This window comes from Streptomyces sp. NPDC046909 (assembly GCF_040644695.1).
Classification (GTDB): domain Bacteria; phylum Actinomycetota; class Actinomycetes; order Streptomycetales; family Streptomycetaceae; genus Streptomyces.
In genome coordinates this window covers 247,954-270,787 of sequence record NZ_JBEYXC010000006.1, presented here as the reverse complement: position 1 = coordinate 270,787, position 22,834 = coordinate 247,954, and the positions used below count along the sequence as shown (strand labels likewise).

Sequence of the window (22,834 nt, the reverse complement as noted above, 5' to 3'; positions counted from 1 at the left end):
CCGCGGGACGACCGTCACGGCCTGGCCACCGCTCGCGCCCGGCCAGATCTGTTGACAAGGCCCGACGTCCCGAAGCGGCGCAGCGCCATGACCGGGCTCCAGCCCAGGTCCCACTTCGCCGGCATCTCCAGAACGGCCTCCCCCGTCCCGAAGTCCGCATAGGCTGAGCGGATTCGGGCGCATCTCGACGTGTTCGACTTCGAACTCACAGCCGACGACCTCAAGGTCAATGGGACCGATGACCGAGGCTCGGTGGCCTGGTACGCACCGCGACTGGCCGAGATCCGGAAGAACACCAGCCAAACCGAGTGAAGAACAACGGAGGCAGTGAGAGATGTCCGAGAGCGACGAGCAGAAGGGTGCGGAGACCTCGAACACGGCGGGGCCCAAGTACACGATCATCGCGCGTTTCGAAGCCAAGCCGGGATGCGAGGACGAACTGCGGGAGATCCTTCTCGAGACGGCGCGCTACGCGCTCGCCGAAGAGCCCAGCTGCGAGAGGTTCGAGATCCTGCAAGCGACGGACGAGGACGGCAGGCCAATGCCGAACGTCTTCATGACGAACGAGTTGTTCCACGACTTCGACGGCGTCGAAGCGCACCGCGGGTCCTGGCGCACACCGATTCGGATCGACCGCTTGCGGCCCTTGCGGGTCGCCTCCCGTATCGAGCACGCGATCCTGTTGACCGACTGACCGTCCCGCAGCCACAGCGGCGAGGCAAGCCGAACGGCTTCGGGCTACCGGTGGTCAGTGCCGCCCGAGCATGTTCTCGGAGACGTCACTCGGGTGTGCGCGCATGGCGGCCTCAACCTGCGCGGAGTCCCGGTCCGCCAGCGCGTCGACGATGCGGCAGTGCTGCTGGAGGCATTCGCCGCGCCGCTCGACGGTGGAGGTGCGCCGCTTCGCCCATGACACCGCCCGCTTCGACGACGTACCGCTGCTGCACGCTACCGCCGTAGCCGACGAGACCGGCGCCGTGACCGTCTTCGCCGCCACCCGCGGTCAGGACACTGCACTGCCGCTGGAGATCGACCTGCGCGGGACGGACGCGCATACCGTCACCGAGCATCTGGCCCTGGCGGACACCGAATCGACGGGGTCCTGCACACCGAACTCCGACCGCTCTTCTGGAACGGGATTCACCTCTCCCCCCATACGTCGGCGACGCTGGACTCCGGCGCCGAGCGGGCTCGGGGACCAGGGACCACGCTCGGCAGGCGGCTCGCGCCACAGCCGCCGGTGTCGGCCGTCAGCCCGCGGTCACGATCCGGCGCGCGGCCTCGGTCAGTGCCGACCGGTGCGCGGCGAGCACGTCGGGATCGTAGGGGTCTTGGTCCATCACCATGCGGGAGATCTGCGGTGCGGCGAAATACCAGCCGACGAGGCCGACCAGTGCGAGAACCAGGCTGCGGGCGTCCAGGGAGCCGTCCACACCCCCCTGTTCCTGGGCCGTGCGGACGGCCTGGGTCTTGCTCCGGTAGTAAGCGGTGCGGGACTTCTGGCCGGGCACGTCCGAGGCACCGTACTGGAAGCCCTCGGCCGTCATGAGCCGGATCAGGTTCGGATGGGCCACGTGGTAGTCGAAGAGCTCTCCCACGTACTCGGAAACACGGTCGGGGTCGATCGAGACACTGGCGGCGAGCTGCTCGAGCTCGCTCATGAGGACGGCCGCGAACAGCTGCTCCTTGCCGCCGAAGTAGCGGTAGATGAGCGACTTGTTGGCCTTGGCCCGTTCCGCGATGCGCTCCACGCGCGCGCCTCCGATCCCGACGGCGGCGAACTCGGCCACCGCGGCGTCGAAGATGCGGGCTCTGGTGGCGTCGGAGTCGTACGGCATGGCACCAATGTAACGCTTCGGTTGACAATGCGCTCGGCCCGCCCGAGGATGGCGATGTAACCGAAGCGTTGCAAAGAGGCGCGCGTGAACAGCCGTTCCGCAGGAACAGCGGCCGCCCGGTACGGGCGGCTCCACGCATGCGCCGCACGGTGTAAGGACATTGCCATGCACGACGACACGCAGGAAGCGCCTCTCGCGGGCCGTACGGCGCTGGTCACCGGCGCTTCCGGGGGCATCGGATCAGCGACCGCCCTGCGCCTGGCCGAGGCAGGAGCCCGATTGGCCCTTGCCTACAGCAGCCATGGCGAGGACGCGGAGGCGACCGCCGCGGCCGTCAACTCCCGCTACGGCGCAGGACGGGCGGCCGTACTGCACGCCGACCTCGCCGAACCGCAGGCCGCCGCGGTGCTCTCTCAGGATGCCCGGCGGCTGTTCGGCTCGGTCGATGTGCTCTTCGCCGGGGCCGGCATCGGCGCCCGGACCGGCTGGCGTGAACTGGACACCGACGCCTGGGACCTGACCATGGCCGTCAACGTCCGCGCGCCGTTCCAGCTCGCGCAGGCGGTACTTCCGGACATGGTCGAGCGAGGCTGGGGCCGCATCCTGTTCGTCTCCTCCGTGGCCGCCCTCAACGGCGGCATCATCGGCCCGCACTACGCCGCGAGCAAGGCGGCCCTGCACGGCCTGACCCACTCCCTGGCCGCGAGCGTGGCGGGCGACGGCGTCACCGTCAACGCGCTGGCCCCGGCACTCATCGGCGGCACCCGCATCCTGCCGGCCGACGCAGGCCAGGGCGGGAAGCTGCCTGCCCCCATCCCCGTCGGCCGCCTGGGCGAACCCGGTGAGGTCGCGGCCATGGCGGTGTCGATGCTGACGAACGGCTATCTCACCAACAAGGTGATCACTCTCGACGGCGGCCTCTACCCGAACTGAACCGCCCCGCCTCTCTTCCCGCACCAGGAAATCGAGCGTCATGACCAGTTCCGCATCCCCCGTCCTCACTCTCAACAACGGCGTCACCATGCCTCAACTCGGCTTTGGTACCTGGCCGTTGAAGGACGAGGAAGCACAGCGCGCCGTCACCACCGCCCTGGCCGACGGCTATCGCCTCATCGACACCGCCGCCGCCTACGGCAACGAGGACGCCGTCGGGCGCGGCATCCGCGACTCCGGCCTCGACCGCCAGGAGGTGTTCGTCACCACCAAGCTTCAAGGCGCCCACCACGGCTACGACAACGCGCTGCGGGCGGTGGATACCTCCCTCGCCGCGCTCGGCGTCGACTACGTCGACCTCTTCCTCATCCACTGGCCGGTCCCCGCACGAGACCTGTGCGTCCCCACCTGGCAGGCGTTCGCCAAGATGCTGGCCGACGGACGCGCGCGGGCGATCGGGGTGTCGAACTTCAAGCCCGCGCACCTCGACCGGATCATCGACGAGACGGGCACCGTGCCCGCGGTCAACCAGATCCAGCTCTCCCCCTTGACCGCCCAGACCGAACTGCGCGACCACCACCGCCGGCTCGGCATCGTGACGCAGTCATGGAGTCCGCTGGGCAAGGGCACGGACCTGCTCGACCATCCCGTGATCACCGGGCTGTCCTCGAAGTACGCCAGGACTCCCGGACAGATCGTGCTGCGCTGGCACATGGACCTGGGCCTGTCCGCCGTGCCCAAGTCCGGGGATCCGGAACGCATCAGGCGGAACATCGACGTCTTCGACTTCGCGCTCACCCCGGCGGAGGTCGACTCGATCACAGCGCTGGACACCGGAGTCCACCAACCGGCCGACTCCGATGTCATCCAGCCCGGTCTGAACGGACCTGGCACCCCGCCGCCCGCATGACCTTCGCCCTCGGTCGGTGCCGAGGACGCGGAAGGCAGGGCAGCCTCGCCCGGCCTATTCGGGAACGACGGGGAGGAGGAGGTGCGAGTCGTACGCCCCGCCGGTGAGGACGCGCTGTACCCCCTGATTGCGCGTAGCGAGATCGATGTCCCCGCCGGGAAGACCGTCAGGCGCCCACGGGCCTACCGGATGCCCCGCGATCTCGACCACGAGTCGCTCACCGGCGTGGAGAACCATCGAGGTCGGCCACAGGGACAGCTCCACCGGGTAGGCCGTGTTCGGCTCGATGAGGTCCTCGCGCTCATGGGTGAGGTAGGGCTCACTGGGCGTGGACAGGACGGGGTCGAGGGCTCGGTGCCTAGCGGTCGAAGAACTTCAGGAGGTCCGCCTGGCTGTCGGGATCGGCGATGTCGACCCATTCCTGGTTGTTGTGGACGCGGAGCCACTTCTTGTCCGTGCCGATTTCCCGGAAGGCCTGCAGGGTGCCGTGCGTGTGGAGCGGGCTGGTCCAGCTCGCGACGACATAGGCCGGCACCGAGATCTGCGAGAACTCCGCCCGTTTGTCGGCCCAGTACGCGTTGAAGGTGGGGAACCTCCGTACGTTCTCGCCGAGAGCGTCCTCGGTGAGGTTCTCGCCGTAGATGTGGCCGTAGATGTCCTTCTCCCAGAAGTCGGCCACGTCAGGGATTCCGCCACGGACCACGATTTCCCGATAGGAGTCGATGAGCCCTTCCCACGGCGCGATCGCCGCGAGGTGCGGGGGGTTGAGTGCGGCAGCCGCCCACTGGGTGGCCGCGAGATAGGAGTTCCCGTTCATGCCGATCTTGCCGTTGGACCACGACTGTTCGGCAGCCCATTCGACGGCGTCGTAGATGTCGCGGCCGGTGGCGGTGCCCTGGAAGGCGTAGTCCCCGCCGGAATGAGCCGTTCCGCGCGCGTCTACGTAGAGGACCGCGTATCCGTTGTCGCACCAGAAACCCGGGTCCGGCGCTTCGAACGCCTGCAGTCCCGAGAGGAGGCTCGCCGGGACGCCGACGGCTGTGGCGGAGAAATGCTTGTTCCAGAAGCCGCCACGCTTCACGTACATGGTGTACACGAGGATCGTCGGAAGCTCGGCCGTGGTGTCCGGGCGGTAGAGGTCTGCCAGCAGTGTGACGCCGTCACGCATCGGGATGCCGAGGTCCCGTTCCACGACGATGTCACAGGGCAGCGGGTAGGATCCCTCTCCGTTGACGCTCCCCTTGCGGAACACAACGGTTTCCGGGTGTACGTCCGGGATCGGCACCTCAGAATCGGAAACTGGATTCGCCGCACGGAAGGCGACGTCGAGCCCAATGTTTTCGATGAACTTGTCCATTTCAGATCCTGATTCTCGCGGATTTCCGAAACTACCCGTTGCGGATTTCTTGACAGCACTGCGTACGCTCCGGTCTCATCCGAACATCGCGACGAACGCGTCGGCTCCCTCGCGCAGATCGCGACCGAGGTGGGGATTCACCACGCGGCGCATCAGCGGCCGGCCCAACCGGGCCGCCGATTTCCCGGGTTCCAGCAGATCCAAGTACCGGTCGACAGAGCCGCGCACTTCCTCGGAGTCGACCACGGCGTCGACGATGCCGAACCGCAGCGCCTCCTGGGCGGAGAAGGGCACACCGGTGAGGAGGTTCGTCATCGCCGCTTTCGGTGGCACCCGAGCCAGGGCGGGAGCCTGAGCGATCATCGCCCAGGTCCCGAGGGACGCCTCGATCGTGCCGAGACGGGCACCGTCCGCCGCCACCGCGATGTCGGCCATGCACGCCAGCCCGAATCCTCCGGCGAGGGCATCTCCGTTGATCGCGGCGATGACGGGAGTAGATGCCGAGTGAAGCAGTTCGAACAGCTGGACCACAGCGTCGGCGAACTGCTTGGCCGTGCCCGTCTCACGCAGGTGGGCCCCGTCCGCACCACCGCAGAAGACCGTGCCGGCGCCTGTGATGACGATCGCCGACGACTCGTGCTCGTCCGCGGATCGAACCGCGTCACACAGCCAGGCGGTCATTTCCGCGTCGAGCATGTTACGAGCCCCGCGGGCGAGAGTGATCCAGACCGATCGTTCTCGGAAGTCGATGGTGGACTGGTGCGTCACGGCTACACGCCTCCACATGTACGGCTGTCAACACGTGAAGTCTCGGCTACGGCCACCGTCGGAACCTAGGTGCATGTCCGCTAGAAAGACGCATCGCCTTTGTACACAGTGCATCGGCCGCGGGTCACCGCACTCGCCCTCGGACAGATTCCGTGAGAGGGGAGGATGCCCTCGGCGACCGGTGGTGGATCAGTTCGCCATGAGGTCGGGCAGCGAGTCGACGATGACCAGTGCACAGCGCAGTGAGGTGGGATTCAGGTCGTCGCCCAGCAGCTCGTTGATCTGTTTCAGCCGGTAGTTGACAGTGTTGCGGTGCAGATAGAGCGCCTGCGAGGTGGCCGCGATGCTCTGGGACGAGTCGATCCAGGCACGAAGGGTGTCCCGCAGCTCGACGGACCGGGCATCCGTGCCGGCGATGGGCCCCAGGACGCGGGACACAAATCGCCGGGCGAGTTCCAGATCCGCCGTGAGCAAGGAGAGCAGCTCGATATCGGGGTAGTTCACGACCCGCCCGAGGTTGGAACTGTGCCAGGCGACTCTCCCAGCGGCCATGGCCTCGTCGTGGGTGGCCACGAAACCACCCACTCCTGCTTGGGGCGTACCGAAGGCCGCACGCATGGACTGGGGCCAGGGCCCCTGCCGCAGAACCTCTGCCGCGGGTCGCCGAGGTGCTCCGAGCCACAGCTCGATGCGCTGCCCCGGGTAGGTCATCGCCAGATGGGAGGCGGACTCGGTGGCTTCGGCGATCTCGTGGGCCAGCGAGGGCAGGTCGATAAGGCGCACCGCTTCGGGGTCGAGGCCGGAGAACCACACGAGGGCTCCGGTGTGCGGCTGCTGCAGATCGTATTTCAGCATCCTGCCGGCCTCGACGGGATCGGTGTTCCTGTTGTGCAGCAGGTTGCGGATCAGGCGGGCACGGTTTCCTTCGGCACTGTGACTCCATTCCTCGTGCTGGCGTCGGTAGTCCGCACTCAGCTGGGTGATGAAGTTGGACCAGCAGGCGGTCACATCACGCGTCATCCGGCTGATGGCGGCGACGCGGTCCTCCGACGGGACCAGCCGGGCGATGGCGTCGATGAGCTCCTGGACGAGGAACTCCTGCCCGGTATGGACGTTGCGGATCACCTCCTGGAACGGAATCCGGTTGCGGATGTAATAGGTGACGTTCTCGCTGGGCTCGAAGGAGTTGGTCAGGTGTGAATCGTCGCCCGTGACCAACGCGGCCAGCGTGTCGAGGGTGGTGGCCTCCGTGGCCCGGCCGAGGATCTGTCGTTCCTCCTCCGAGCGGCTGCCCGGCCATTCGATCAGCGTGTCGAGGATGTAGGCCGCCATCCGTCCGCCTGTCTGGACTCCCCATGCCGTCGCGGTCTCACCGATGACGTCCGTGGCGCGACGCTGGCAGCTCAGCGAGCTCACAGGGTGCGTGGGAGCGTCTGACTGGGGGTGCAGGTGCCGCACCCAGCTGTAATCGAGAAGCAACGGTGACGACATGGGCCGATGTTAGGCACAGTGCCCCACCGGGGCAATGGCCAAGACATGCGGGTCAGACCTGGTTCGGGCGTCTGGTTCACACCTGACCGAAGGTCCCTGTGACACTGACCGGGCAGGCATCCCTGGGTCGGTGCGGGCGCCCGTGACCTCCCCCGGCGGCGCCGTCCTGCGCACGGTCTGTGCAAAGCGGTACAGGCGATGTGCAACATGCACCCAGGACGACTCCGCGACACCCGGATGTTGTGCCACAGGTCGCAGCCTCCGCGTGTTTCTGGTGAGTGCTGACCATTACACCGCGAAGTGCGCCGGTACCACGGTGAGGGCGTTGCACCGATTACCGCCTAGCCCCTCCGGAGCACCCGATGACCACAGCGTTTCCCACGCCGGCCGAGGCGCCGGCCGCCGCTGACGCCGAGTCGGTTCACCCCGACGTCGAACTCATCGAACGAGCCGTCGCGCTGAAGGACCTCATCTCGGAGGCCGCCGAGGAGGGCGCGCGGATCGGGCACGTGCCCGACCACGTCATCGCCGCCCTGCGTGAGGCAGGTCTGCTCAGGCTGACGGTCCCGCGCCGGTACGGCGGCTACGAGGCGAACTCGCGCACGTTCAGCGATGTCCTCACCGAGCTCGCCCGTGCCGACGGCTCGACGGCGTGGTCGGTGATGCTGCTCAACATCGGCAACTGGTTCGCCTCGACGCTGGCCAAGCAGGGCCAGGACGACCTGTGGGGGGACAACCCCGACGCGACCTCCTGTGTCGTCCTCGCCCCGCAGGGCAAGGCCACCCGTACCGAGGGCGGCTACCGGGTCTCGGGACGCTGGGGGTACGCCTCGGGGTCCTTCGCGGCCACCCACGGGTTCCACGGGGTCCTGGTCGAGCAGCCCGACGGCAGCCTGCGGCACGGTCTGGCGCTGCTGTGCCCCGGTCAGTGGAGTGTCGAGCGGTCCTGGTTCCCCATCGGCATGCGGGCGACCGGGAGTGACACCGTCGTCGCCGAGGACGCGTTCGTGCCCGAGCACCGCATCCAGTACTTCGAGGACCTGGTGGAGGGCCGGTACGCCACCGAGTTCAAGGAGAGCGAGCCGCGCTCCCGCGCCGCGTTCCTGCCCACCGGCACCGTGATCTTCGGCGCGGTGCTGGTGGGCCTGGCCAAGGCCGCCTTCGAACAGTCGGTGGAGCGGATCAAGACCAAGGGCGTCGCGGGCACCCGCTACACCCAGAGCAAGGAGTCCCCGAGCCACCAGCTGTCGGTCGCCAGGGCCGCGGGGCTCGTCGACGTGGCCGAGCTGCTGGTGCGCCGGTCGGCGTACGACATCGACTCCAACGCCCTCGCGGGCGAGGGGTACATGGACGAGCTCACCCGTGCCCGCGTCCGCCACGACACCGGCATGGTGGTCGACCTCGTCACCGAGGCCGTCGATCTCCTGCTCAAGGCCGCCGGTTCCAGCAGCTTCATGGAGAACAACGCGCTCAGCCGCATCTACTGCGACCTGGGCACCGGTGGCAGCCACGTCCATGCCACCCCGGGCATCGCCACCGACAACTACGGCAAGCTGCTGCTCGGCTCCTCGACTCCCATCCCGGCCCACGTGTGAGGCGATGACGGATGAGTACACGAGCAGATCCGAGCGAACGCTCGGGGCGAGGAGCAGCGGTGAACGACCCAGGCGAATCCCGGGTGGCGCCCCCGGCGGCCGGACCGCCGGCCATGGAACCCAAGGCCCTGCGCAAGGTCTTCTCCCACTACCCCACCGGCGTTTCCATCGTCACCGGGCTGGGCGGCGACGGCCAACCGGTGGGCCTGGTCGTGGGCACCTTCAGCTCGGTCTCCCTCGACCCGCCGCTGGTGACGTTCTACCCGATGAAGACCTCGCGCGCGTTCGCCGAGATCCGGGACCACGGTGCCTTCGTCGTCAACGTCGTCGGATCGCGGGAGGACTACTACTGCCAGGCGTTCTCCCGCGAGCCCGAGCGTCGTTTCGACGGCATCGACTGGACGCCCGGCCACTCCGGAGCCCCGGTGCTGGCCAACTCCGCGGCCTGGATCGACTGCGCCATCGAGCGGGTCGAGGAGGTCGGTGACCACTACTGGGTGCTGGGCCGCGTCGTGGCGCTCGACATCGGGACCAGCACCACCCCCCTTGTCTTCGTCAAGGGAGCCTTCGGCAGCACGGCCGCGCTCGCCGACGAGCGCGTCCGCTGGTACGTCGACATGACCGAGGAACTATGAGCATGACGACAGGCGCCCGGTCCGGGCACGGCACGACGACGACCGCGAACTCCGGGGACAGCACGGCCGGTCGGCCGGATCCCGCGGTGGACCTGGCCAGACGTATCCGGCTGCGCGCGGTGCAGATGGTCGCCCCGCACGGCTTCGGCTACCTCGGCCAGGCACTGTCCGGCGCCGAGCAGATGGCCGTCCTGCACACCGGGTTCTTCCGGCGCGGCACCGACCGGTTCGTGTGCTCCCCGGGGCACTACATCATCGCCGCCTACGCCGTGGCCCGGGAGGCCGGTGAGCTGACCGACGAACAGCTCGCCGCCTACGGTCAGGACGGCGCCGAACTGGAGGCGATCGGCACCGAGCGCACGCCGGGAGTGGCACTGACCTGCGGCTCGCTCGCGCAGGGCCTCTCCGGTGCGGTCGGGTTCGCGCTGGCCGACCGGCTCCGCGGAGCCGAGGGCGAGCGCACGACCTACGTGCTGGTCAGTGACGGCGAGGTCGAGGAGGGCCAGACGTGGGAGGCGGCCCTGTTCGCCGGCCACCACCGGCTGTCCGACGTCGTCGTCCTGCTCGACGCCAACGACTCCCAGGTCGACGGACCGGTCAGCTCGATCACCACCATCGAGCCGCTCGGCGACAAGTGGCGTGCCTTCGGCTGGCATGTCGAGGAGGTCGACGGCCACGACCCGGCGCAGATCCGGGCCGCACTCGACCGGGCACGCGACGACGACCGGCCGGCGGTCGTGATCTCACGGACCTCCACGGTCCACGGGCTCGACTGCCTGCCGCCGGACGCGGACGGCCACTTCATCAAGCTGCCCGCCCCGCTGGCAGCACGGGCACTCGCCGAGCTGGACGTGCCCGACGAGCTCGCGGAGAACGAGACCCATGCGTGAAGCGCCCTACTCCACCGTCCTCAAGCCCTACGGCGAAGCCCTGGTGCGACTCGCACGGGAACGGGAGGACATCGTCTGCCTCTCCGGCGACCTGACCCGCCAGTGCGAGATCGACCTGTTCCAGGACGCGCTGCCCGAGCGGTTCGTCCACGCCGGCATGGCCGAGGCCAACATGATGTCGATGGCCGGGGCCCTGGCTCGTGAGGGCCTGCAGCCGTGGGTCCACACCTTCGGCGTCTTCGCCACCCGCCGGCCCCTCGACCAGATCGTCAACGCGATCGCCTACCCGAACCTGCCCGTGCGGATCGTCGGGTTCATGCCCGGCGTCTCCACCCCGGGCGGTCCCAGCCACCAGGCCATCGATGACGTCGCGATCATGCGCGCGCTGCCGAACATGACGGTGATCGACGTGGCCGACGCGGTCGAGATCCGCAAGGTCGTGCCGCTGATCGCCGACGAGCCCGGGCCGGTGTACCTGCGGCTGAAGCGCGGCGAGATCCCGGTGGTCTTCGACGACGACCACGTCTTCAGGATCGGTGCCGCGCAACGACTGGTGGACGGGGCGGAGGTCCTCCTGGTGACCAGCGGCATGATGCTTGCGGCCACTCTTCAGGCCGCGGCGGTCCTGCGCGAGAACGGCGTCGACGCCGCGGTGGTGAACGCCCCGACGCTCAAGCCGTTCGACCACGACACCGTCGTGGCGGCCGCCCGTGGAACCCGCGGGGTGGTCTCGGTGGAGAACCACGGCATCATCGGCGGTCTCGGATCGGCGGTCGCGGAATCCATCGCCGAGGCCGGCGTGGCGGCGCCGCTGCGCCGCATCGGCCTGCGCGACACCTTCGCCGAGGGCTCCAAGACCGCCCCCTACCTGTTCGAGAAGTACGGCCTGTCGACCGCGCGGATCATCCGCAGCGCGTGGGAACTCGCGGGCCGCACCGACTCCGTTCCCCAGGTCGCCCCCGCGACCGCCGAGGCCGGCGAGTACGCCCCCGTCTGAAGCCGATTTTCCGGCTGCCACTCAGCACCTCGGCCATGGCCTGAGCCCACACTCGAAGGAGACCCCTCATGCCCCCGACCATCGCCTCACCGGGCGCCACCCTCGGCGTCGACTGGGAGGAGCGCGTCGACTTCGCGCGGCTGCGCACCGAGAGGCTCGCCCGCGCCCGCGCCGTGCTGGAGTCCTCCGACCTCGGCGCGCTGATCCTCTTCGACCAGAACAACATCCGCTACACCACCGCCACCCACATCGGGAACTGGGCCCGCGACAAGCTCTTCCGCTGCGTGCTGCTCATGCGCGGCGCCGACCCGATCCTGTGGGACATCGGCTCGGCCGCCCGCCAGCACAAGGCGCACGCCTCGTGGCTGCCCGAGTCGAGCTGGCAGGCCGGCATCTCCAGCTGGCGCGGCTCCATCCCGGAGGACGTCGGCGTCGAGGCCGGCAACGCCAAACGCCTCGCCGACCATCTGCGCGAGCGCGGTCTGGCCGGCGAGCCGATCGGGATCGACGTCGTGGAGATCCCGGTGCTGCGCGCCCTGGAGGCCGAGGGGCTGCACATCGTCAACGGCCAGGAGCTCATGCAGCAGGCGCGGCGCATCAAGACCGCCGACGAGATCGCGCTGCTCGACCACGCCGCCGGCATGGTCGACGCCGCCTACGACGAGCTCTACCGCACCCTGCACGTGGGGATGAAGGAGAACGAGGCCGTCGCGCTCGTCAACCGGGTGCTCTACGAGTTCGGTTCGGAGGAGGTGGAGGCGGTCAACGCCATCTCCGGCGAGCGGTGCAGCCCTCACCCGCACGTGTTCTCCGACCGGATCACCCGCCCCGGCGACACGGCGTACTTCGACATCATCCACTCCTTCAACGGCTACCGCACCTGCTACTACCGCACGATGAACGTCGGCAGCGCCAACGCCGCCCAACGGGACGCCTACCAGCGGGCCCGGGACGCGATCGACCAGGCCATCGCCGCGGTCCGCCCCGGCGCCTCCAGCCGTGACGTCGCCCTCGCCCTGCCCAGCGCCGCGGACCTCGGCTACTCCAGCGAGGAGGAGGCCTTCGGACTCCAGTACTGCCACGGCGTCGGGCTGTCGGTCTGGGAGCAGCCCCTCATCAGCCGCTACCACTCCCTCGAGAACCCGGTGCCGATCGAGGAGGGCATGGTCTTCGCCCTGGAGACCTACTGGCCCACCAAGGACGGCTCCTCCGCGGCCCGGATCGAGGAGGAGGTCGTCGTCACCGCCGACGGGCCCCGGGTCATCACCCGGTTCCCGGCCGAGGAACTGCTGGTGGCGGGCAACCGGTACTGGAACGGCCACAGCTTCACCGCCGGCTCCTACGGCGCCGCCCCCAACGGCCGCGCCGCCGTGAACGGGCAGGCGGGCGGCCGGACCACCGCCTCGGGGGTGTGAGGATGCTGGAGCACTACGTCGTCTTCAAGCCCCACCCGGGTCGCGAGAGCGATCTAGCCAAGGCGCTGGGCGACCTCTCGGCCGGGCTCGCCGACGGCATCGACGGCCTCAGCGACCTGAGCTGGGGCGAAAACACCAACGTCTCCGGGCTTTCCCGGGGCTACACCCACGGCTGTCTGGGCAGGTTCACGGACAAGGCCGCTTTCGACCGTTACTGGAACCACCCCGCCCACGAGAGGTTCATGGCAGCCCTCGACGACATCTGCGCGGAGCGGTTCGCCCTGGACTACACCGGCGGCTGACCCGCTGACGGGCCTCGCCGACCCGCGTCCTCGCAAGCACCGAGCCGCGCGCCGCGCGGTCGGCGAGGTTCTGCCGTACCAGGCAGCCGACCGGGTGCTCCTCACCTTGCCGGAGTCCGGCGCGAACCCGGCTTTTGGTGGGCGGCCGGCCACCACGCGATACCCAGGTGCTCGCCGTGGAGCCCTACGGTCCGGTCGCCCCACCGTTGCCGTCTTCGCCACCCGCGAGGACGGCCCAGAAGATCGTCTGTAGTACACCGACACCATCAGGCTCACCACCCGCGTGGTGAGCTCCGCCGATGACCGGGAGCCGACCACATGGCACAGATCGGATTCGTAGGGCTGGGCACCATGGGCAAGCCCATGGCACGCCGTCTTCTCCAGGCCGGGCACGAAGTGACGGTATGGAACCGTTCACGAGCCGCCGTCGAGGAACTGGCCGCCGCCGGAGCGAAGCCGGCCGCGGCCCTCGCCGAGGCCTTCGCCCGGCCCGTCGTGCTGAGCATCCTCGCCGACGACGCGAGCGTGCACGAGCAGGTCTTGGACAGCGGTGTCCTCGCCGCGGCCGAATGCCAGGTCCACGTCAATATGGCCACGGTCTCGTCCGACCTGGCCGCCACCGCGGCACGGGTACACGCCGAGCACGGCATCGGGTACGTCGCCGCGCCGGTACTGGGCCGCGCGGGGGTCGCCGCCGCCGGAAAGCTCAACATCCTGGCCGCGGGGCCGCCGGACGCCCTGGCCACGGCGCGGCCGGTGCTGGCGGAGCTGGCGGCCCGTGTCTGGGACTTCGGCGACCGGCCCGCGCAGGCCAACGTCGTCAAGATCGCGGTCAACTTCCTGCTCGGTGCCGCCATCGAGGCCACCGCGGAGGCCACGTCGCTGGTCGAGAGCCATGGCATCGAGGCGCGTTCGTTCATCGAGCTGATCTCCAACTCGCTGTTCCCCGGGCCGGTCTACTCCGGCTACGGCGCCCTCATGGCCGAGCACCGCTACGCGCCCGCCGGCTTCACCGTCCCACTGGGTCTCAAAGACACCAGGCTCGCGCTCTCGGCAGCACACGAACACCAACTCGCCCTGCCCACCGCGAGCCTCGTCCAGGACGCTCTGCTCCAGGCCCTGGCCGCCGGATGGTCCGAACGCGACTGGGCGACTCTCGCCGAGGTGGCCCGAGCCCGCGCGGGCCGTCCGGCCGCCACGCAGTCTGACTGATCCCGTGTTCGGGGGGCACCGACCAATGTGCCGGCGACCGTCAAGGTGCGCGTAGAGAAGCAGCAGGTCGTCTACGGGAACCACAGATTCGCGATCCTGCCGGAGGAGAGCGTGCTGCGGTACCGCATCGGCGGCACCGATGTGATGGCCGGCCAACTCGGCTATCTGCTCAGCGTCATGGCGCTGCCGTCGGTGAGCATCGGCATCATTGAGCCTTTTCCAACCTCGCGCTGATGCGTGGTGAAGGACAAGGACGGCCTTCACGACGTTGGTGATGCGGTTGGTGCTGCAGCGCAGCTTCCGCAGGAGGCGCCAGCTCTTGAGGGTGGCCATGGCCTGCTCGCCGAGGCAGCGGATCTTCCCGTGGGTGGTGTTGTGGCGGCGCTTCCATTTCTTGAGGCGTCGGCCCCGGAACGGAACCCGGACGGTCCCGACGGGCGCCTTGATACGCCTTGTCCGCCCAGCACCTGAGTCCGGCGTCGGTGAGGGCTTCGAGGATGCCGTGCTCTCGCGCGGCGGTCAGGTCGTGCGTCGAGCCGGGCAGGGCCGGTGAGGCAAGAACAGCCGTCCGAACGGATCGGTCAGGACCTGGACGTTCATGCCGTGGCGTTTGTGTTCCCGGAGTAGTACGGGGTGTCGCCGCATCGCAGGTGGGCCAAGGCGAGCAGGGCCTGACGTGCCGTGGGTAGGCGTCGCCAGCGTGTCCCGATCTCCTGCCGCCTGGCCGTGAGTTGCCCGGACAGGAACCGCAAGGTGCGGCTGGACAGATCGATCGAGGACGGGTAGACAAGCACGCAAAGCTCCTGGCGGACACGGGTGATCTTGGTCGAGAACCCGTCTACCAGGAGCTTCGTCGTTGCGCAGGACTGTCCAACCCCCGGTCAGCACCGCCAGCTTGGAAAAGGCTCAAGGACCACACCAGCAGCCGTATCAAGACAAGCACCTTCCCAAAGCAGGTCAGGGAGAGCACCCGTAACAGCTCGATCCGTCGAGGTCCTGTCCCACCGTGTCACGGGCCCGGCCCCATGAGCCCGTCCCCCCATCGGAGCGAGTGTCATTTCAGCATCAGGCCAACGTCCAGGGTCGGCACCGCCGCTCTATTCGCAGGAGATCGACCACACGGCAGCGTGCACGCAGCACGCGAGAGTCCCCGCTGTTTCCAACAGACCAGACCCTCCATTGGCTCCGCCCCGCAGCATGGGCTGCCGCGGGTGCACGTACGTGCCGTACACCACCGCTCCGGCGACCACCGAGGCGCACAACGTGGCTGGGCGCACCCACGTGACCTTCGCTGCCGCAAGGTCGATACTGCCGACAGCAGCACTCCCGCCGCCACACGCCCACCGCGCCACCAGTACCTGACAACCCGTCATCAAAGTCAGCATTAAGTCAGCATCAGTACCGCCAGAACCCGCTTCCGATCGCCACGGACCGCCAAGATCGACAACCAGCAAGACCCGCATTGACCTGCAAAAACAAAGGTCATGGGCTCATCTGCTAGTCTCACCAGGAGGTACCCATGAGGATGCTCATCAACGTCCCGGAGACCGTAGTCGCGGACGCGTTGCGTGGCCTGGCGGCCGCTCATCCCGAGCTCACCGTCGATGTCGAGAACCGGGTGATCGTACGGCGGGACGCTCCCGTCGCGGGAAAGGTGGCCCTCGTCTCCGGTGGCGGTTCGGGGCACGAGCCGCTGCACGGTGGCTTCGTGGGTCCCGGCATGCTCTCGGCGGCGTGCCCCGGCGAGGTGTTCACGAGCCCGGTGCCGGACCAGATGGTGCGGGCGGCGGCGGCCGTGGACAGCGGGGCCGGGGTGCTGTTCATCGTGAAGAACTACACCGGTGACGTGCTCAACTTCGACATGGCCGCCGAACTCGCCGAGGACGAGGGCATCCAGGTCGCGAAGGTGCTCGTCAACGATGACGTGGCGGTCACCGACAGCCTCTACACGGCCGGCCGGCGCGGCACGGGCGCCACGCTCTTCGTGGAGAAGATCGCCGGGGCGGCGGCGGACGAGGGGCAACCGCTTGAGCGGGTGGAGTCGATCGCCCGTCAGGTCAACGAGAACTCCCGCAGCTTCGGCGTCGCGCTGAGCGCCTGCACGACGTACGCCAAGGGCAGCCCCACCTTCGATCTGCCCGACGGGGAGCTGGAGCTGGGCATCGGCATCCATGGTGAACCGGGCCGGGAGCGGCGGGCGATGATGACCTCGGGCGAGATCGCCGACTTCTCGGTGAACGCGGTCCTAGAGGATCTCAATCCGCGCAATCCGGTGCTGGTGCTCGTCAACGGCATGGGTGCGACACCGCTGCTGGAGCTGTACGGGTTCAACGCCGAGGTGCAGCGGGTGCTCACCGCCCGTGGGGTCGCCGTGGCGCGCACGCTCGTCGGCAACTACGTGACCTCCCTCGACATGGCGGGCGCCTCGGTCACCCTGTGCCAGGTCGACGAGGAGCTGCTGCGGCTGTGGGACGCGCCCGTGAAGACGGCGGGGCTGCGCTGGGGCGTGTGAGCCGGACCTGCGGGCAGTCAACGTACCTACCACGCAAGGGGATTTCATGCTCGACGCCGACTTCTTCCGCCGTTGGATGACGGCGACCGCCGCGTCCGTCGACCGGGAGGCGGAACGGCTCACCGCACTCGACTCGCCCATCGGGGACGCCGACCACGGCAGCAATCTGCAGCGCGGGTTCCGGGCCGTGGCGGCAATCCTGGAGAAGGAGGCCCCGGGCACGCCCGGCGGGGTGCTGACCCTCGCCGGGCGGCAGCTCATCTCGACGGTCGGCGGGGCGTCCGGGCCGCTGTACGGGACGCTGCTGCGGCGTACCGGCAAGGCGCTCGGGGACGAAGCGGAGGTGAGCGAAGGGCAGTTCGCCGAGGCGTTGCGTGCGGGGGTGGACGCGGTCATGGCGCTGGGCGGTGCGGCGCCGGGCGACAAGACCATGATCGACACGCTGGTGCCCGCCGTGGACGCCCTCGGTGACGGGTTCGCCGCGGCGCGGGCCGCCGCCGAGGAAGGCGCCCTGGCGACGACGCCGTTGCAGGCCCGCAAGGGCAGGGCGAGTTATCTCGGGGAGCGGAGCATCGGGCACCAGGATCCGGGCGCCACCTCGTCCGCGCTGCTGATCGCGGGACTCTCCGAGGCTGCCGAGGCGAACGGTGAGTGAGGACAAGCTCGTCGGGATCGTGCTGGTCTCGCACAGCGCGGACGTGGCCGCGTCGGTCGCCGAGCTGGCGAAGGGGCTGACGGGTGGCGGAGTCACGGTGCCCGTCGCCCCGGCGGGCGGCACGGAGGGCGGCGGCCTCGGGACCAGCTCGGAGCTCATCGCGGCGGCGGCCGCCTCGGTGGACCGCGGGGCCGGCGTCGCGATCCTCACCGACCTCGGCAGCGCGGTCCTCACGGTGAAGGCCCTCCTCGCCGAGGGCGACGAACTCCCCGCCGGCACCCGCCTGGTGGACGCCCCGTTCGTCGAGGGCGCGATCGCGGCGGTCGTCACGGCGGCCACGGGCGCCGACCTGGCGGCGGTGGAGGCGGCGGCCGCGGAGGCGTACACGTACCGGAAGGTGTGAGGGCTTCTTCAGGGCCGAGGGGTCCTCAGGCCAGCCCCTCCGCCGTCCTCAGGCCAGCCCCTCCGCCACCACCGCGAGAGCCGAGCGCATGGTTGTCACCAGCTCCGCCTCCGCCCTCGCCCGGTCGGTCGGCGCGTCGGCCGTGCGCCAGGCGTAGTGCTCGACCGCCGAGCGCAGGGCCGCGTTGAACATGGCGGCCTGGACCGTGGGGCGCAGATCGTCCGCGGGCAGGCCGGCGCGCTCGGCGAGGGCGCGGGCGAACGCCGGTTCGGCCTCGTCGTACGTCTGGAGCCAGACGGCGCGCAGGCCCGGCTCGGTGCGGGTGAGGCGGACCAGTGAGCCCACCGTGGCCCGTTCCGGTCCGGCGACGAAGGTGGGGTCGGCCGCGAGGCGCCGGTCGAAGAGCTCTTCCAGGGGCTGCCCTGGAGCCCATTCGCGCAGACAGGCCGCGATGACGTCGATGCCGGCCGTGAACAGCGGCTGGACGCAGCTCTCCTTGCTCGGGAAGTAGCGCCAGACGGTGCGCGCGGAGACGCCCACGGCCTGCCCGATCTGCTCGCCGGTGGTCGCCGCGACGCCCTGGCCGACGAACAGGTCCACCGCGGCCCGGGCGATCTCCAGCCGGATCTCGGCCTTGCGTTCGTCGGTCAGCGGGGGTCGTCCCGTACGTCCGCGGGCTGCGGTCATGTGTTCCTCCGGCTCCGGTGATCGGTCTCCCGGAATTCTCCACCACCACTTTATGTCACTCACAGACATTAAGTCGTAGAGTGGAGACACCACCGGGCACACCGCCCTCGCACCGCACAGACAGGAACAGCCATGGCCACTGGACTCGACGGACGCAGCGTCATCGTCACCGGAGCGAGCTCGGGCATCGGGCGCGCCGCCGCCCTGGCCTTCGCCGCCGAGGGCGCCAAGGTCCTGGTCGCGGACCTCAACGCCGAGGGCGCCGAGACGGTCGTCAAGGAGATCGAGGAGGCGGGCGGCACCGCCGTCGCCGTCACCGGGGACCTCAGCGAGCAGGCCGTCGTGGACCAGGTCGCCGGGACCGCCGTGGAGCGCTTCGGCGGCGTGGACGTGCTGGTGAACAACGCCGGGATCATGGACCGTATGTCGGCCCTCGCGGACGTGGACGACGCGGAGTGGGAGCGGGTCATCCGGGTCAACCTGACCGCCCCGTTCCTGCTCACGCGCGCGGTGCTGCCGCACATGCTCAAGGCGGGCAAGGGCGCAGTGATCAACACGGCGTCCGAGGCCGGGCTGCGCGGCAGCGCGGCGGGCGCCGCCTACACGGCCTCGAAGCACGGTGTGGTCGGCCTGACGAAGTCCCTGGCCGTCATGTACCGCAAGCAGGGCATCCGGGCGAACGCCATCGCGCCGGGCGGCACCGCCACCGGCATCGTGGTGGACGCCGACCGCGAGGCGCACGGCCCGGCCGCGCTCGGCCCGCACTTCGTCAACGTCGGCCGGCTGGCGCAGCCGGAGGAGCAGGCCGCCGCCATCGTGTTCCTCGCCTCGGACGCGGCGAGCAACATCAACGGCGCGATCCTGCCGGTCGACGACGGCTGGTCGGCCGTCTGACCCTCCCGCAGCTCAGCGGCCGCGTACGAACAGCCGCGCCAGCCGCTCCCCCGTCGCGACGGCGGCGGCATGGTCCTCGATGGGTTTCACCTGCGAGTCCTTGAAGACGATGTAGGTGACCCCGGAGTCCGTGCCGCCGCCGCGCGGGTCGGGGCGGATGCCGAGCGCCTGGGCACTGGCGTAGGAGGCCTCGCCGATGATGTCGCGCGGTCCGACGTCACCGACCACCGCGTACTGCACCCGGTCCCGGTAGATCACGGCCGCGACCGAGCCGCCGCGGACGTCGCTCGCGCGGTAGTTCCAGATGCGGCTCGGGGTGGGCACGACGATGTACGGAAGACGCTCGGCGTTCAGGTGCCGGCCGTCGGACTGCTGGTAGGCGGTGGCGTCGGAGAACAGCGGGTCGGTGCGGCGGTTGCAGCGCCGGCCGGGCTGTCCGTCGCAGTCGATGTCCATGTCCGCCTTCCAGAAGACGGCGTCCTCGGTGCCGCAGACCGGGATGGTCGCGGGCCTGCCGTCGTCGCTGCGGTAGCGGCCGCGCGAGACGGGGGCGCAGTCACGCACCTTGGCCAGCAGGTCGGCGGCGCGGACATCGCCCTCGTGGCGCACCACCGGTTCCCGCCAGGCCTGCGGCTCGGCGGCGGGCAGCGTCGTCGGGGCGAGCAGGGCGGCGCCTGCCGCGGCCAGCGTCAGTGACTGGACACGCACGATAAGGGACCCTCTCCTGGGGGACATTGACGGGCACTCAGCCAAATCTGATGCCGTTTCAATGACCCGGCCACCGTTAGGGGGCCGGACGGTGCACGCCCCCGGCGTGTCGGCGGATGTCCCGAACTCCCGACAGGGGCCGGGCGCCTGAGCCTGCGTCGGCTCCGGCGGCCCGGCCGCCCGCGTCCGGCGCGGGAACAGCGACGACAGCGGCCCGCGCCAGGGCACGAACTCCCTAGCCCTCAAGGGAAGTTCGGCCGTGAGGAGCTTCAGCATACGTAACCGTTCCGTCCGGTCACCAATGACGGCCCTCTTGATGTGTTCCCGCCGACGGCGCCATATTGGTCCGGACCAATTCCGTCCCGGGGAGGCCGTACCGTGCGCCATGTCCTCGCGCTCCGTGCAGCGCTCTGCGGGACGCTCGCGCTGGTCGCCTCCTGCGGCTGGAGCGGCGGCGAGGAGACCGGCCGGCTCCCCGGCGCCCCGGTGGGCGTGACCGCCGCGCCCGGCAGCGCGACCAGCGTGCATGTCATGTGGAATGCCGCCGGGCGGGACGTCGAGGTCTACGAGGTGTATCGCGGCACCACCTTGGTGAAGGAGGTGCCGGGTTCGACGCACATGGTGGACGTCACCAGGCTCAGGCCGTCCACCCTGTACGTCTTCACCGTGCGCGCCCGGGACGCCGACGGACGTCTGGGCCCGCCCAGCGCCGAGGTCCGGGCGACCACCCCGGCGGCCGGGAAAGCGGACAGCGCGGCGCCGACGCCTCCGGGGCATCCGGTCGGCAAGGTGATCGGCAGCCGGGCCGTGCAGCTGTCGTGGTCCGCGTCCTCGGACGACCGGGGCGTGCTGTCGTACGACATCCTCCAGGGCGGCACGAAGATCCACAGCGTGGGCGGGAGCCAGACGGCGACCGTCGTCACGGGGCTGCGGCCGGGCACCCGCTACTCCTTCACCGTGCGGGCCCGCGACGCGGCCGACAACCTCTCCCCGGCGAGCGGCGCCGTCCGGCTCACCACCGCGCCGGGCACCGACGACGGGCGCGGCACCGCGCCCACCGACTTCCGCGCGAGCACCCGGCTCGCCGACGACGGGGCGTACTACCTGGACCTCTCCTGGGTGCCGCCGCGCGCGGACGGCGTGGTCACGGAGTACCAGGTCCAGCTGGACGGCCGGACGGCGACCTCGCTGGTGTTCGGCGGCGAGCCGCCGGGCGACCGCGCGACGTACGGCTTCTATGTGGGGCGGGAGGCCGGGGTCACCCTGCGGGTGCGGATCCGGGCCAGGCTGCCCGACGGGACGTGGGGCGGGTTCTCGGCGGAGCGGACGGTCAGCACCCGGGGCGGACGGCCGTGACGGTCCCTCACCTCTGAGCCGTGCCCTCATCTCTGAGCCGTACGAAGGAATCCGTCACCTGCCCGGGGGCGGTCCGCATGCGGGACGGGCCGCGGGCACGTTGGCTGCCCCTGAGGCGCACGGGCGATTCCCGACCTCGGCGGCGCAAGGGATGTACCGCCAACCGTGCCGCCGGAGGGCAGTCCATGCGTACTAGTCAGCTTCTCCTCCGCTCCGGCCTGACCGCGGCTGCCGCCGCCGCGCTGACCGTCTCGCCGGCGGCCGCGGCTTCCGGGATCTCCGTGAGCACCACCGGATCCACGGTGTCCGTCACGACCAGCGCGTGCACCCAGGACAGCGGCGGCAACTGGGGCACCGCGTCACTCCTCAACAGCAGCCAGGCGAACTTCGCGCAGGGGCGTCAGGTGACCCTGTCGGGGACCAGCACGCTCCAGTCGGCCGCCTGGTCGAGCGTGAGCCCCGGCACCTACACCGTCATCGTCATGTGCTCGAACAACAACACCGCGGGCACCCAGTCGGTCATCGTCTCGACCGCCTCCACGCCCACCATCTCCGCCACGGCCTCCCCGTCCCGGGGCGTCATGGGCGGCCTGGGCGGCGGCATCAAGGACTACGGTCCGCTCACCCTGGGCGCCGGTGCCGCCCTGGTCGGGATCGGCGGTATCGCGGCGGCCTGGTTCCTGCGCCGCCGCGCCAAGCCCTACCGGCTCTGAGCCAAGCCCTACCGGCTCTGGTCGGGCAGCTCAGCGAACTCCTCCAGCGCGTGGGTGAGCCACCGCGTCCAGAAGGTCTCCAGATCGATCCCCGCCCGCAGGATCAGGTGCTGCAACCGGTCCTGCGGGCTGTCCTTGCCGGGCGGGAAGTCGCGCTTCTCGATCTCCTCGTACTCGGCCAGCAGCCCCCGGCGCAGCTCCAGATGGCGGCGCAGGTCGGCCTCGATGCCCTCGGTGCCGACCACGGCCGCCGCCCGCAGCCGCAGGAACAGGCTGTCGCGGTACGGCTTGGGGTCCTGGGACGCGGCCGCCCAGCGGGCCAGTTCGGCGCGGCCCGCGGGCAGGACCTCGTAGGCCTTCTTCTGCCCGCGGGCCGGCTGCTCGCTCGGCAGTGCCCTGATATGCCCCTCGGCCTCCAGTTTTCCCAGCTCGCGGTAGATCTGCTGATGCGTCGCCGACCAGAAGTAGCCGATCGACTTGTCGAAACGGCGGGTCAGCTCAAGGCCCGAGGACGGCCTTTCCAGCAGGGCGGTGAGGATCGCGTGCGGGAGTGACATGGAGTC

The 22,834-nt window shown here is 69.9% G+C and carries 25 protein-coding genes and 2 pseudogenes; 17 read left to right on the top strand and 10 right to left on the bottom strand.

The annotated features are described in order from the left end of the window. Nucleotides 1-334 precede the first annotated feature (334 nt). Nucleotides 335-694, top strand: a complete 360-nt coding sequence (locus ABZ928_RS21965) for an antibiotic biosynthesis monooxygenase family protein (RefSeq protein WP_361521371.1) — start codon at nt 335-337, stop codon at nt 692-694. A 54-nt stretch (nt 695-748) separates the two neighbouring features. On the opposite strand, the gene ABZ928_RS21960 is transcribed toward ABZ928_RS21965, so the two are convergent. After that, the gene (locus ABZ928_RS21960; protein WP_361521368.1) at nt 749-997 is read right to left on the bottom strand and encodes an FCD domain-containing protein; all 249 of its coding nucleotides are present in this window, start codon (nt 995-997) and stop codon (nt 749-751) included. A gap of 253 nt (nt 998-1,250) precedes the next feature. Next, nucleotides 1,251-1,838: a TetR family transcriptional regulator gene (locus ABZ928_RS21955; protein WP_361521365.1), complete on the bottom strand. Its 588-nt coding sequence runs from the start codon at nt 1,836-1,838 to the stop codon at nt 1,251-1,253. Nucleotides 1,839-2,003: 165 nt separating this feature from the next. Between ABZ928_RS21955 and ABZ928_RS21950 the strand changes: the two genes are divergently transcribed. Both ABZ928_RS21950 and ABZ928_RS21945 read left to right on the top strand, forming a co-directional pair. Beyond that, nucleotides 2,004-2,771: an SDR family NAD(P)-dependent oxidoreductase gene (locus ABZ928_RS21950; protein WP_361521362.1), complete on the top strand. Its 768-nt coding sequence runs from the start codon at nt 2,004-2,006 to the stop codon at nt 2,769-2,771. A gap of 40 nt (nt 2,772-2,811) precedes the next feature. Beyond that, nucleotides 2,812-3,681, top strand: a complete 870-nt coding sequence (locus tag ABZ928_RS21945) for an aldo/keto reductase (RefSeq protein ID WP_361521359.1) — start codon at nt 2,812-2,814, stop codon at nt 3,679-3,681. Nucleotides 3,682-3,735: 54 nt separating this feature from the next. On the opposite strand, the gene ABZ928_RS21940 is transcribed toward ABZ928_RS21945, so the two are convergent. The 4 genes from ABZ928_RS21940 to ABZ928_RS21925 all read right to left on the bottom strand — a co-directional run bounded on the left by ABZ928_RS21940 (nt 3,736) and on the right by ABZ928_RS21925 (nt 7,138). Beyond that, entirely contained in the window at nt 3,736-4,017 is a 282-nt protein-coding gene (locus ABZ928_RS21940; protein ID WP_361522243.1) for a CocE/NonD family hydrolase C-terminal non-catalytic domain-containing protein, read from the bottom strand. Nucleotides 4,018-4,039: 22 nt separating this feature from the next. Beyond that, nucleotides 4,040-4,966 (bottom strand): CocE/NonD family hydrolase, encoded by a 927-nt coding sequence (locus ABZ928_RS21935; RefSeq protein ID WP_361521356.1) that lies wholly within the window; start codon nt 4,964-4,966, stop codon nt 4,040-4,042. A gap of 147 nt (nt 4,967-5,113) precedes the next feature. Continuing rightward, nucleotides 5,114-5,824: an enoyl-CoA hydratase/isomerase family protein gene (locus tag ABZ928_RS21930; RefSeq protein WP_361521353.1), complete on the bottom strand. Its 711-nt coding sequence runs from the start codon at nt 5,822-5,824 to the stop codon at nt 5,114-5,116. 171 nt (nt 5,825-5,995) lie between these two features. Beyond that, the gene (locus tag ABZ928_RS21925; protein ID WP_361521350.1) at nt 5,996-7,138 is read right to left on the bottom strand and encodes a helix-turn-helix domain-containing protein; all 1,143 of its coding nucleotides are present in this window, start codon (nt 7,136-7,138) and stop codon (nt 5,996-5,998) included. Between the two features lie 521 nt (nt 7,139-7,659). Here ABZ928_RS21925 and ABZ928_RS21920 point away from each other — a divergent pair. From ABZ928_RS21920 to ABZ928_RS21885, 8 genes and pseudogenes are all read left to right on the top strand, one after another. Then, nucleotides 7,660-8,892 carry an acyl-CoA dehydrogenase family protein gene (locus ABZ928_RS21920; RefSeq protein WP_361521348.1) on the top strand — a complete coding sequence of 411 codons (1,233 nt, stop codon included), beginning with the start codon at nt 7,660-7,662 and terminating at the stop codon, nt 8,890-8,892. A gap of 59 nt (nt 8,893-8,951) precedes the next feature. Then, nucleotides 8,952-9,527 (top strand): flavin reductase family protein, encoded by a 576-nt coding sequence (locus ABZ928_RS21915; protein WP_361521345.1) that lies wholly within the window; start codon nt 8,952-8,954, stop codon nt 9,525-9,527. 2 nt (nt 9,528-9,529) lie between these two features. Then, nucleotides 9,530-10,417: a 1-deoxy-D-xylulose-5-phosphate synthase N-terminal domain-containing protein gene (locus tag ABZ928_RS21910; RefSeq protein ID WP_361521342.1), complete on the top strand. Its 888-nt coding sequence runs from the start codon at nt 9,530-9,532 to the stop codon at nt 10,415-10,417. Next, the gene (locus tag ABZ928_RS21905; RefSeq protein WP_361521339.1) at nt 10,410-11,414 is read left to right on the top strand and encodes a transketolase C-terminal domain-containing protein; all 1,005 of its coding nucleotides are present in this window, start codon (nt 10,410-10,412) and stop codon (nt 11,412-11,414) included. Before ABZ928_RS21910 ends, ABZ928_RS21905 begins: the two co-directional genes overlap by 8 nt. A gap of 68 nt (nt 11,415-11,482) precedes the next feature. Next, entirely contained in the window at nt 11,483-12,829 is a 1,347-nt protein-coding gene (locus tag ABZ928_RS21900) for a Xaa-Pro peptidase family protein (RefSeq protein WP_361521336.1), read from the top strand. Between the two features lie 2 nt (nt 12,830-12,831). After that, nucleotides 12,832-13,131 (top strand): Dabb family protein, encoded by a 300-nt coding sequence (locus ABZ928_RS21895; protein WP_361521334.1) that lies wholly within the window; start codon nt 12,832-12,834, stop codon nt 13,129-13,131. Nucleotides 13,132-13,449: 318 nt separating this feature from the next. Beyond that, nucleotides 13,450-14,343, top strand: coding sequence for an NAD(P)-dependent oxidoreductase (locus tag ABZ928_RS21890; protein WP_361521331.1), 894 nt, complete (start codon nt 13,450-13,452; stop codon nt 14,341-14,343). A 24-nt stretch (nt 14,344-14,367) separates the two neighbouring features. Further along, a pseudogene (locus tag ABZ928_RS21885) lies at nt 14,368-14,553 on the top strand (Scr1 family TA system antitoxin-like transcriptional regulator); the annotation flags it as partial. Nucleotides 14,554-14,571: 18 nt separating this feature from the next. Here the strand turns inward: ABZ928_RS21885 and ABZ928_RS21880 are convergent. After that, nucleotides 14,572-15,137, bottom strand: a pseudogene (locus tag ABZ928_RS21880) (transposase family protein); the annotation flags it as partial. Between the two features lie 725 nt (nt 15,138-15,862). Between ABZ928_RS21880 and dhaK the strand changes: the two are divergent. From dhaK to ABZ928_RS21865, 3 genes are read left to right on the top strand one after another with little or no spacing between them, the layout of a single operon-like run. After that, entirely contained in the window at nt 15,863-16,855 is a 993-nt protein-coding gene (gene dhaK / locus ABZ928_RS21875; protein ID WP_361521328.1) for a dihydroxyacetone kinase subunit DhaK, read from the top strand. 46 nt (nt 16,856-16,901) lie between these two features. After that, nucleotides 16,902-17,510 (top strand): dihydroxyacetone kinase subunit DhaL, encoded by a 609-nt coding sequence (dhaL, locus tag ABZ928_RS21870; protein ID WP_361521325.1) that lies wholly within the window; start codon nt 16,902-16,904, stop codon nt 17,508-17,510. Further along, nucleotides 17,503-17,913: a PTS fructose transporter subunit IIA gene (locus tag ABZ928_RS21865; RefSeq protein ID WP_361521322.1), complete on the top strand. Its 411-nt coding sequence runs from the start codon at nt 17,503-17,505 to the stop codon at nt 17,911-17,913. Before dhaL ends, ABZ928_RS21865 begins: the two co-directional genes overlap by 8 nt. A gap of 48 nt (nt 17,914-17,961) precedes the next feature. On the opposite strand, the gene ABZ928_RS21860 is transcribed toward ABZ928_RS21865, so the two are convergent. After that, on the bottom strand, nt 17,962-18,600 hold the full coding sequence (locus ABZ928_RS21860; RefSeq protein ID WP_361521319.1) for a TetR/AcrR family transcriptional regulator: 639 nt from the start codon (nt 18,598-18,600) through the stop codon (nt 17,962-17,964). A gap of 132 nt (nt 18,601-18,732) precedes the next feature. Between ABZ928_RS21860 and ABZ928_RS21855 the strand changes: the two genes are divergently transcribed. Further along, a complete protein-coding gene (locus ABZ928_RS21855) occupies nt 18,733-19,494 on the top strand; it encodes a glucose 1-dehydrogenase (RefSeq protein WP_361521316.1) in 762 nt (253 codons plus the stop codon). Nucleotides 19,495-19,506: 12 nt separating this feature from the next. On the opposite strand, the gene ABZ928_RS21850 is transcribed toward ABZ928_RS21855, so the two are convergent. Beyond that, on the bottom strand, nt 19,507-20,202 hold the full coding sequence (locus ABZ928_RS21850) for a glycoside hydrolase family 75 protein (protein ID WP_361521313.1): 696 nt from the start codon (nt 20,200-20,202) through the stop codon (nt 19,507-19,509). A gap of 378 nt (nt 20,203-20,580) precedes the next feature. Between ABZ928_RS21850 and ABZ928_RS21845 the strand changes: the two genes are divergently transcribed. After that, entirely contained in the window at nt 20,581-21,558 is a 978-nt protein-coding gene (locus tag ABZ928_RS21845; RefSeq protein WP_361521310.1) for a fibronectin type III domain-containing protein, read from the top strand. A gap of 185 nt (nt 21,559-21,743) precedes the next feature. Beyond that, nucleotides 21,744-22,271, top strand: a complete 528-nt coding sequence (locus tag ABZ928_RS21840; RefSeq protein ID WP_361521307.1) for a hypothetical protein — start codon at nt 21,744-21,746, stop codon at nt 22,269-22,271. A gap of 8 nt (nt 22,272-22,279) precedes the next feature. On the opposite strand, the gene ABZ928_RS21835 is transcribed toward ABZ928_RS21840, so the two are convergent. Then, the gene (locus ABZ928_RS21835; RefSeq protein ID WP_361521304.1) at nt 22,280-22,828 is read right to left on the bottom strand and encodes a PadR family transcriptional regulator; all 549 of its coding nucleotides are present in this window, start codon (nt 22,826-22,828) and stop codon (nt 22,280-22,282) included. Between the last annotated feature and the right edge of the window lie 6 nt (nt 22,829-22,834).

Bases quoted from the DNA above. Each gene is read 5' to 3' on its own strand.
- ABZ928_RS21965 (WP_361521371.1), top strand. From the start codon at position 335: ATGTCCGAGAGCGACGAGCAGAAGGGTGCGGAGACCTCGAACACGGCG.
- ABZ928_RS21955 (WP_361521365.1), bottom strand. From the start codon at position 1,838: ATGCCGTACGACTCCGACGCCACCAGAGCCCGCATCTTCGACGCCGCG.
- ABZ928_RS21950 (WP_361521362.1), top strand. From the start codon at position 2,004: ATGCACGACGACACGCAGGAAGCGCCTCTCGCGGGCCGTACGGCGCTG.
- ABZ928_RS21945 (WP_361521359.1), top strand. From the start codon at position 2,812: ATGACCAGTTCCGCATCCCCCGTCCTCACTCTCAACAACGGCGTCACC.
- ABZ928_RS21930 (WP_361521353.1), bottom strand. From the start codon at position 5,824: ATGTGGAGGCGTGTAGCCGTGACGCACCAGTCCACCATCGACTTCCGA.
- ABZ928_RS21925 (WP_361521350.1), bottom strand. From the start codon at position 7,138: ATGGCGGCCTACATCCTCGACACGCTGATCGAATGGCCGGGCAGCCGC.
- ABZ928_RS21920 (WP_361521348.1), top strand. From the start codon at position 7,660: ATGACCACAGCGTTTCCCACGCCGGCCGAGGCGCCGGCCGCCGCTGAC.
- ABZ928_RS21910 (WP_361521342.1), top strand. From the start codon at position 9,530: ATGACGACAGGCGCCCGGTCCGGGCACGGCACGACGACGACCGCGAAC.
- ABZ928_RS21905 (WP_361521339.1), top strand. From the start codon at position 10,410: ATGCGTGAAGCGCCCTACTCCACCGTCCTCAAGCCCTACGGCGAAGCC.
- ABZ928_RS21900 (WP_361521336.1), top strand. From the start codon at position 11,483: ATGCCCCCGACCATCGCCTCACCGGGCGCCACCCTCGGCGTCGACTGG.
- ABZ928_RS21895 (WP_361521334.1), top strand. From the start codon at position 12,832: ATGCTGGAGCACTACGTCGTCTTCAAGCCCCACCCGGGTCGCGAGAGC.
- ABZ928_RS21890 (WP_361521331.1), top strand. From the start codon at position 13,450: ATGGCACAGATCGGATTCGTAGGGCTGGGCACCATGGGCAAGCCCATG.
- dhaK (WP_361521328.1), top strand. From the start codon at position 15,863: ATGAGGATGCTCATCAACGTCCCGGAGACCGTAGTCGCGGACGCGTTG.
- dhaL (WP_361521325.1), top strand. From the start codon at position 16,902: ATGCTCGACGCCGACTTCTTCCGCCGTTGGATGACGGCGACCGCCGCG.
- ABZ928_RS21860 (WP_361521319.1), bottom strand. From the start codon at position 18,600: ATGACCGCAGCCCGCGGACGTACGGGACGACCCCCGCTGACCGACGAA.
- ABZ928_RS21855 (WP_361521316.1), top strand. From the start codon at position 18,733: ATGGCCACTGGACTCGACGGACGCAGCGTCATCGTCACCGGAGCGAGC.
- ABZ928_RS21840 (WP_361521307.1), top strand. From the start codon at position 21,744: ATGCGTACTAGTCAGCTTCTCCTCCGCTCCGGCCTGACCGCGGCTGCC.
- ABZ928_RS21835 (WP_361521304.1), bottom strand. From the start codon at position 22,828: ATGTCACTCCCGCACGCGATCCTCACCGCCCTGCTGGAAAGGCCGTCC.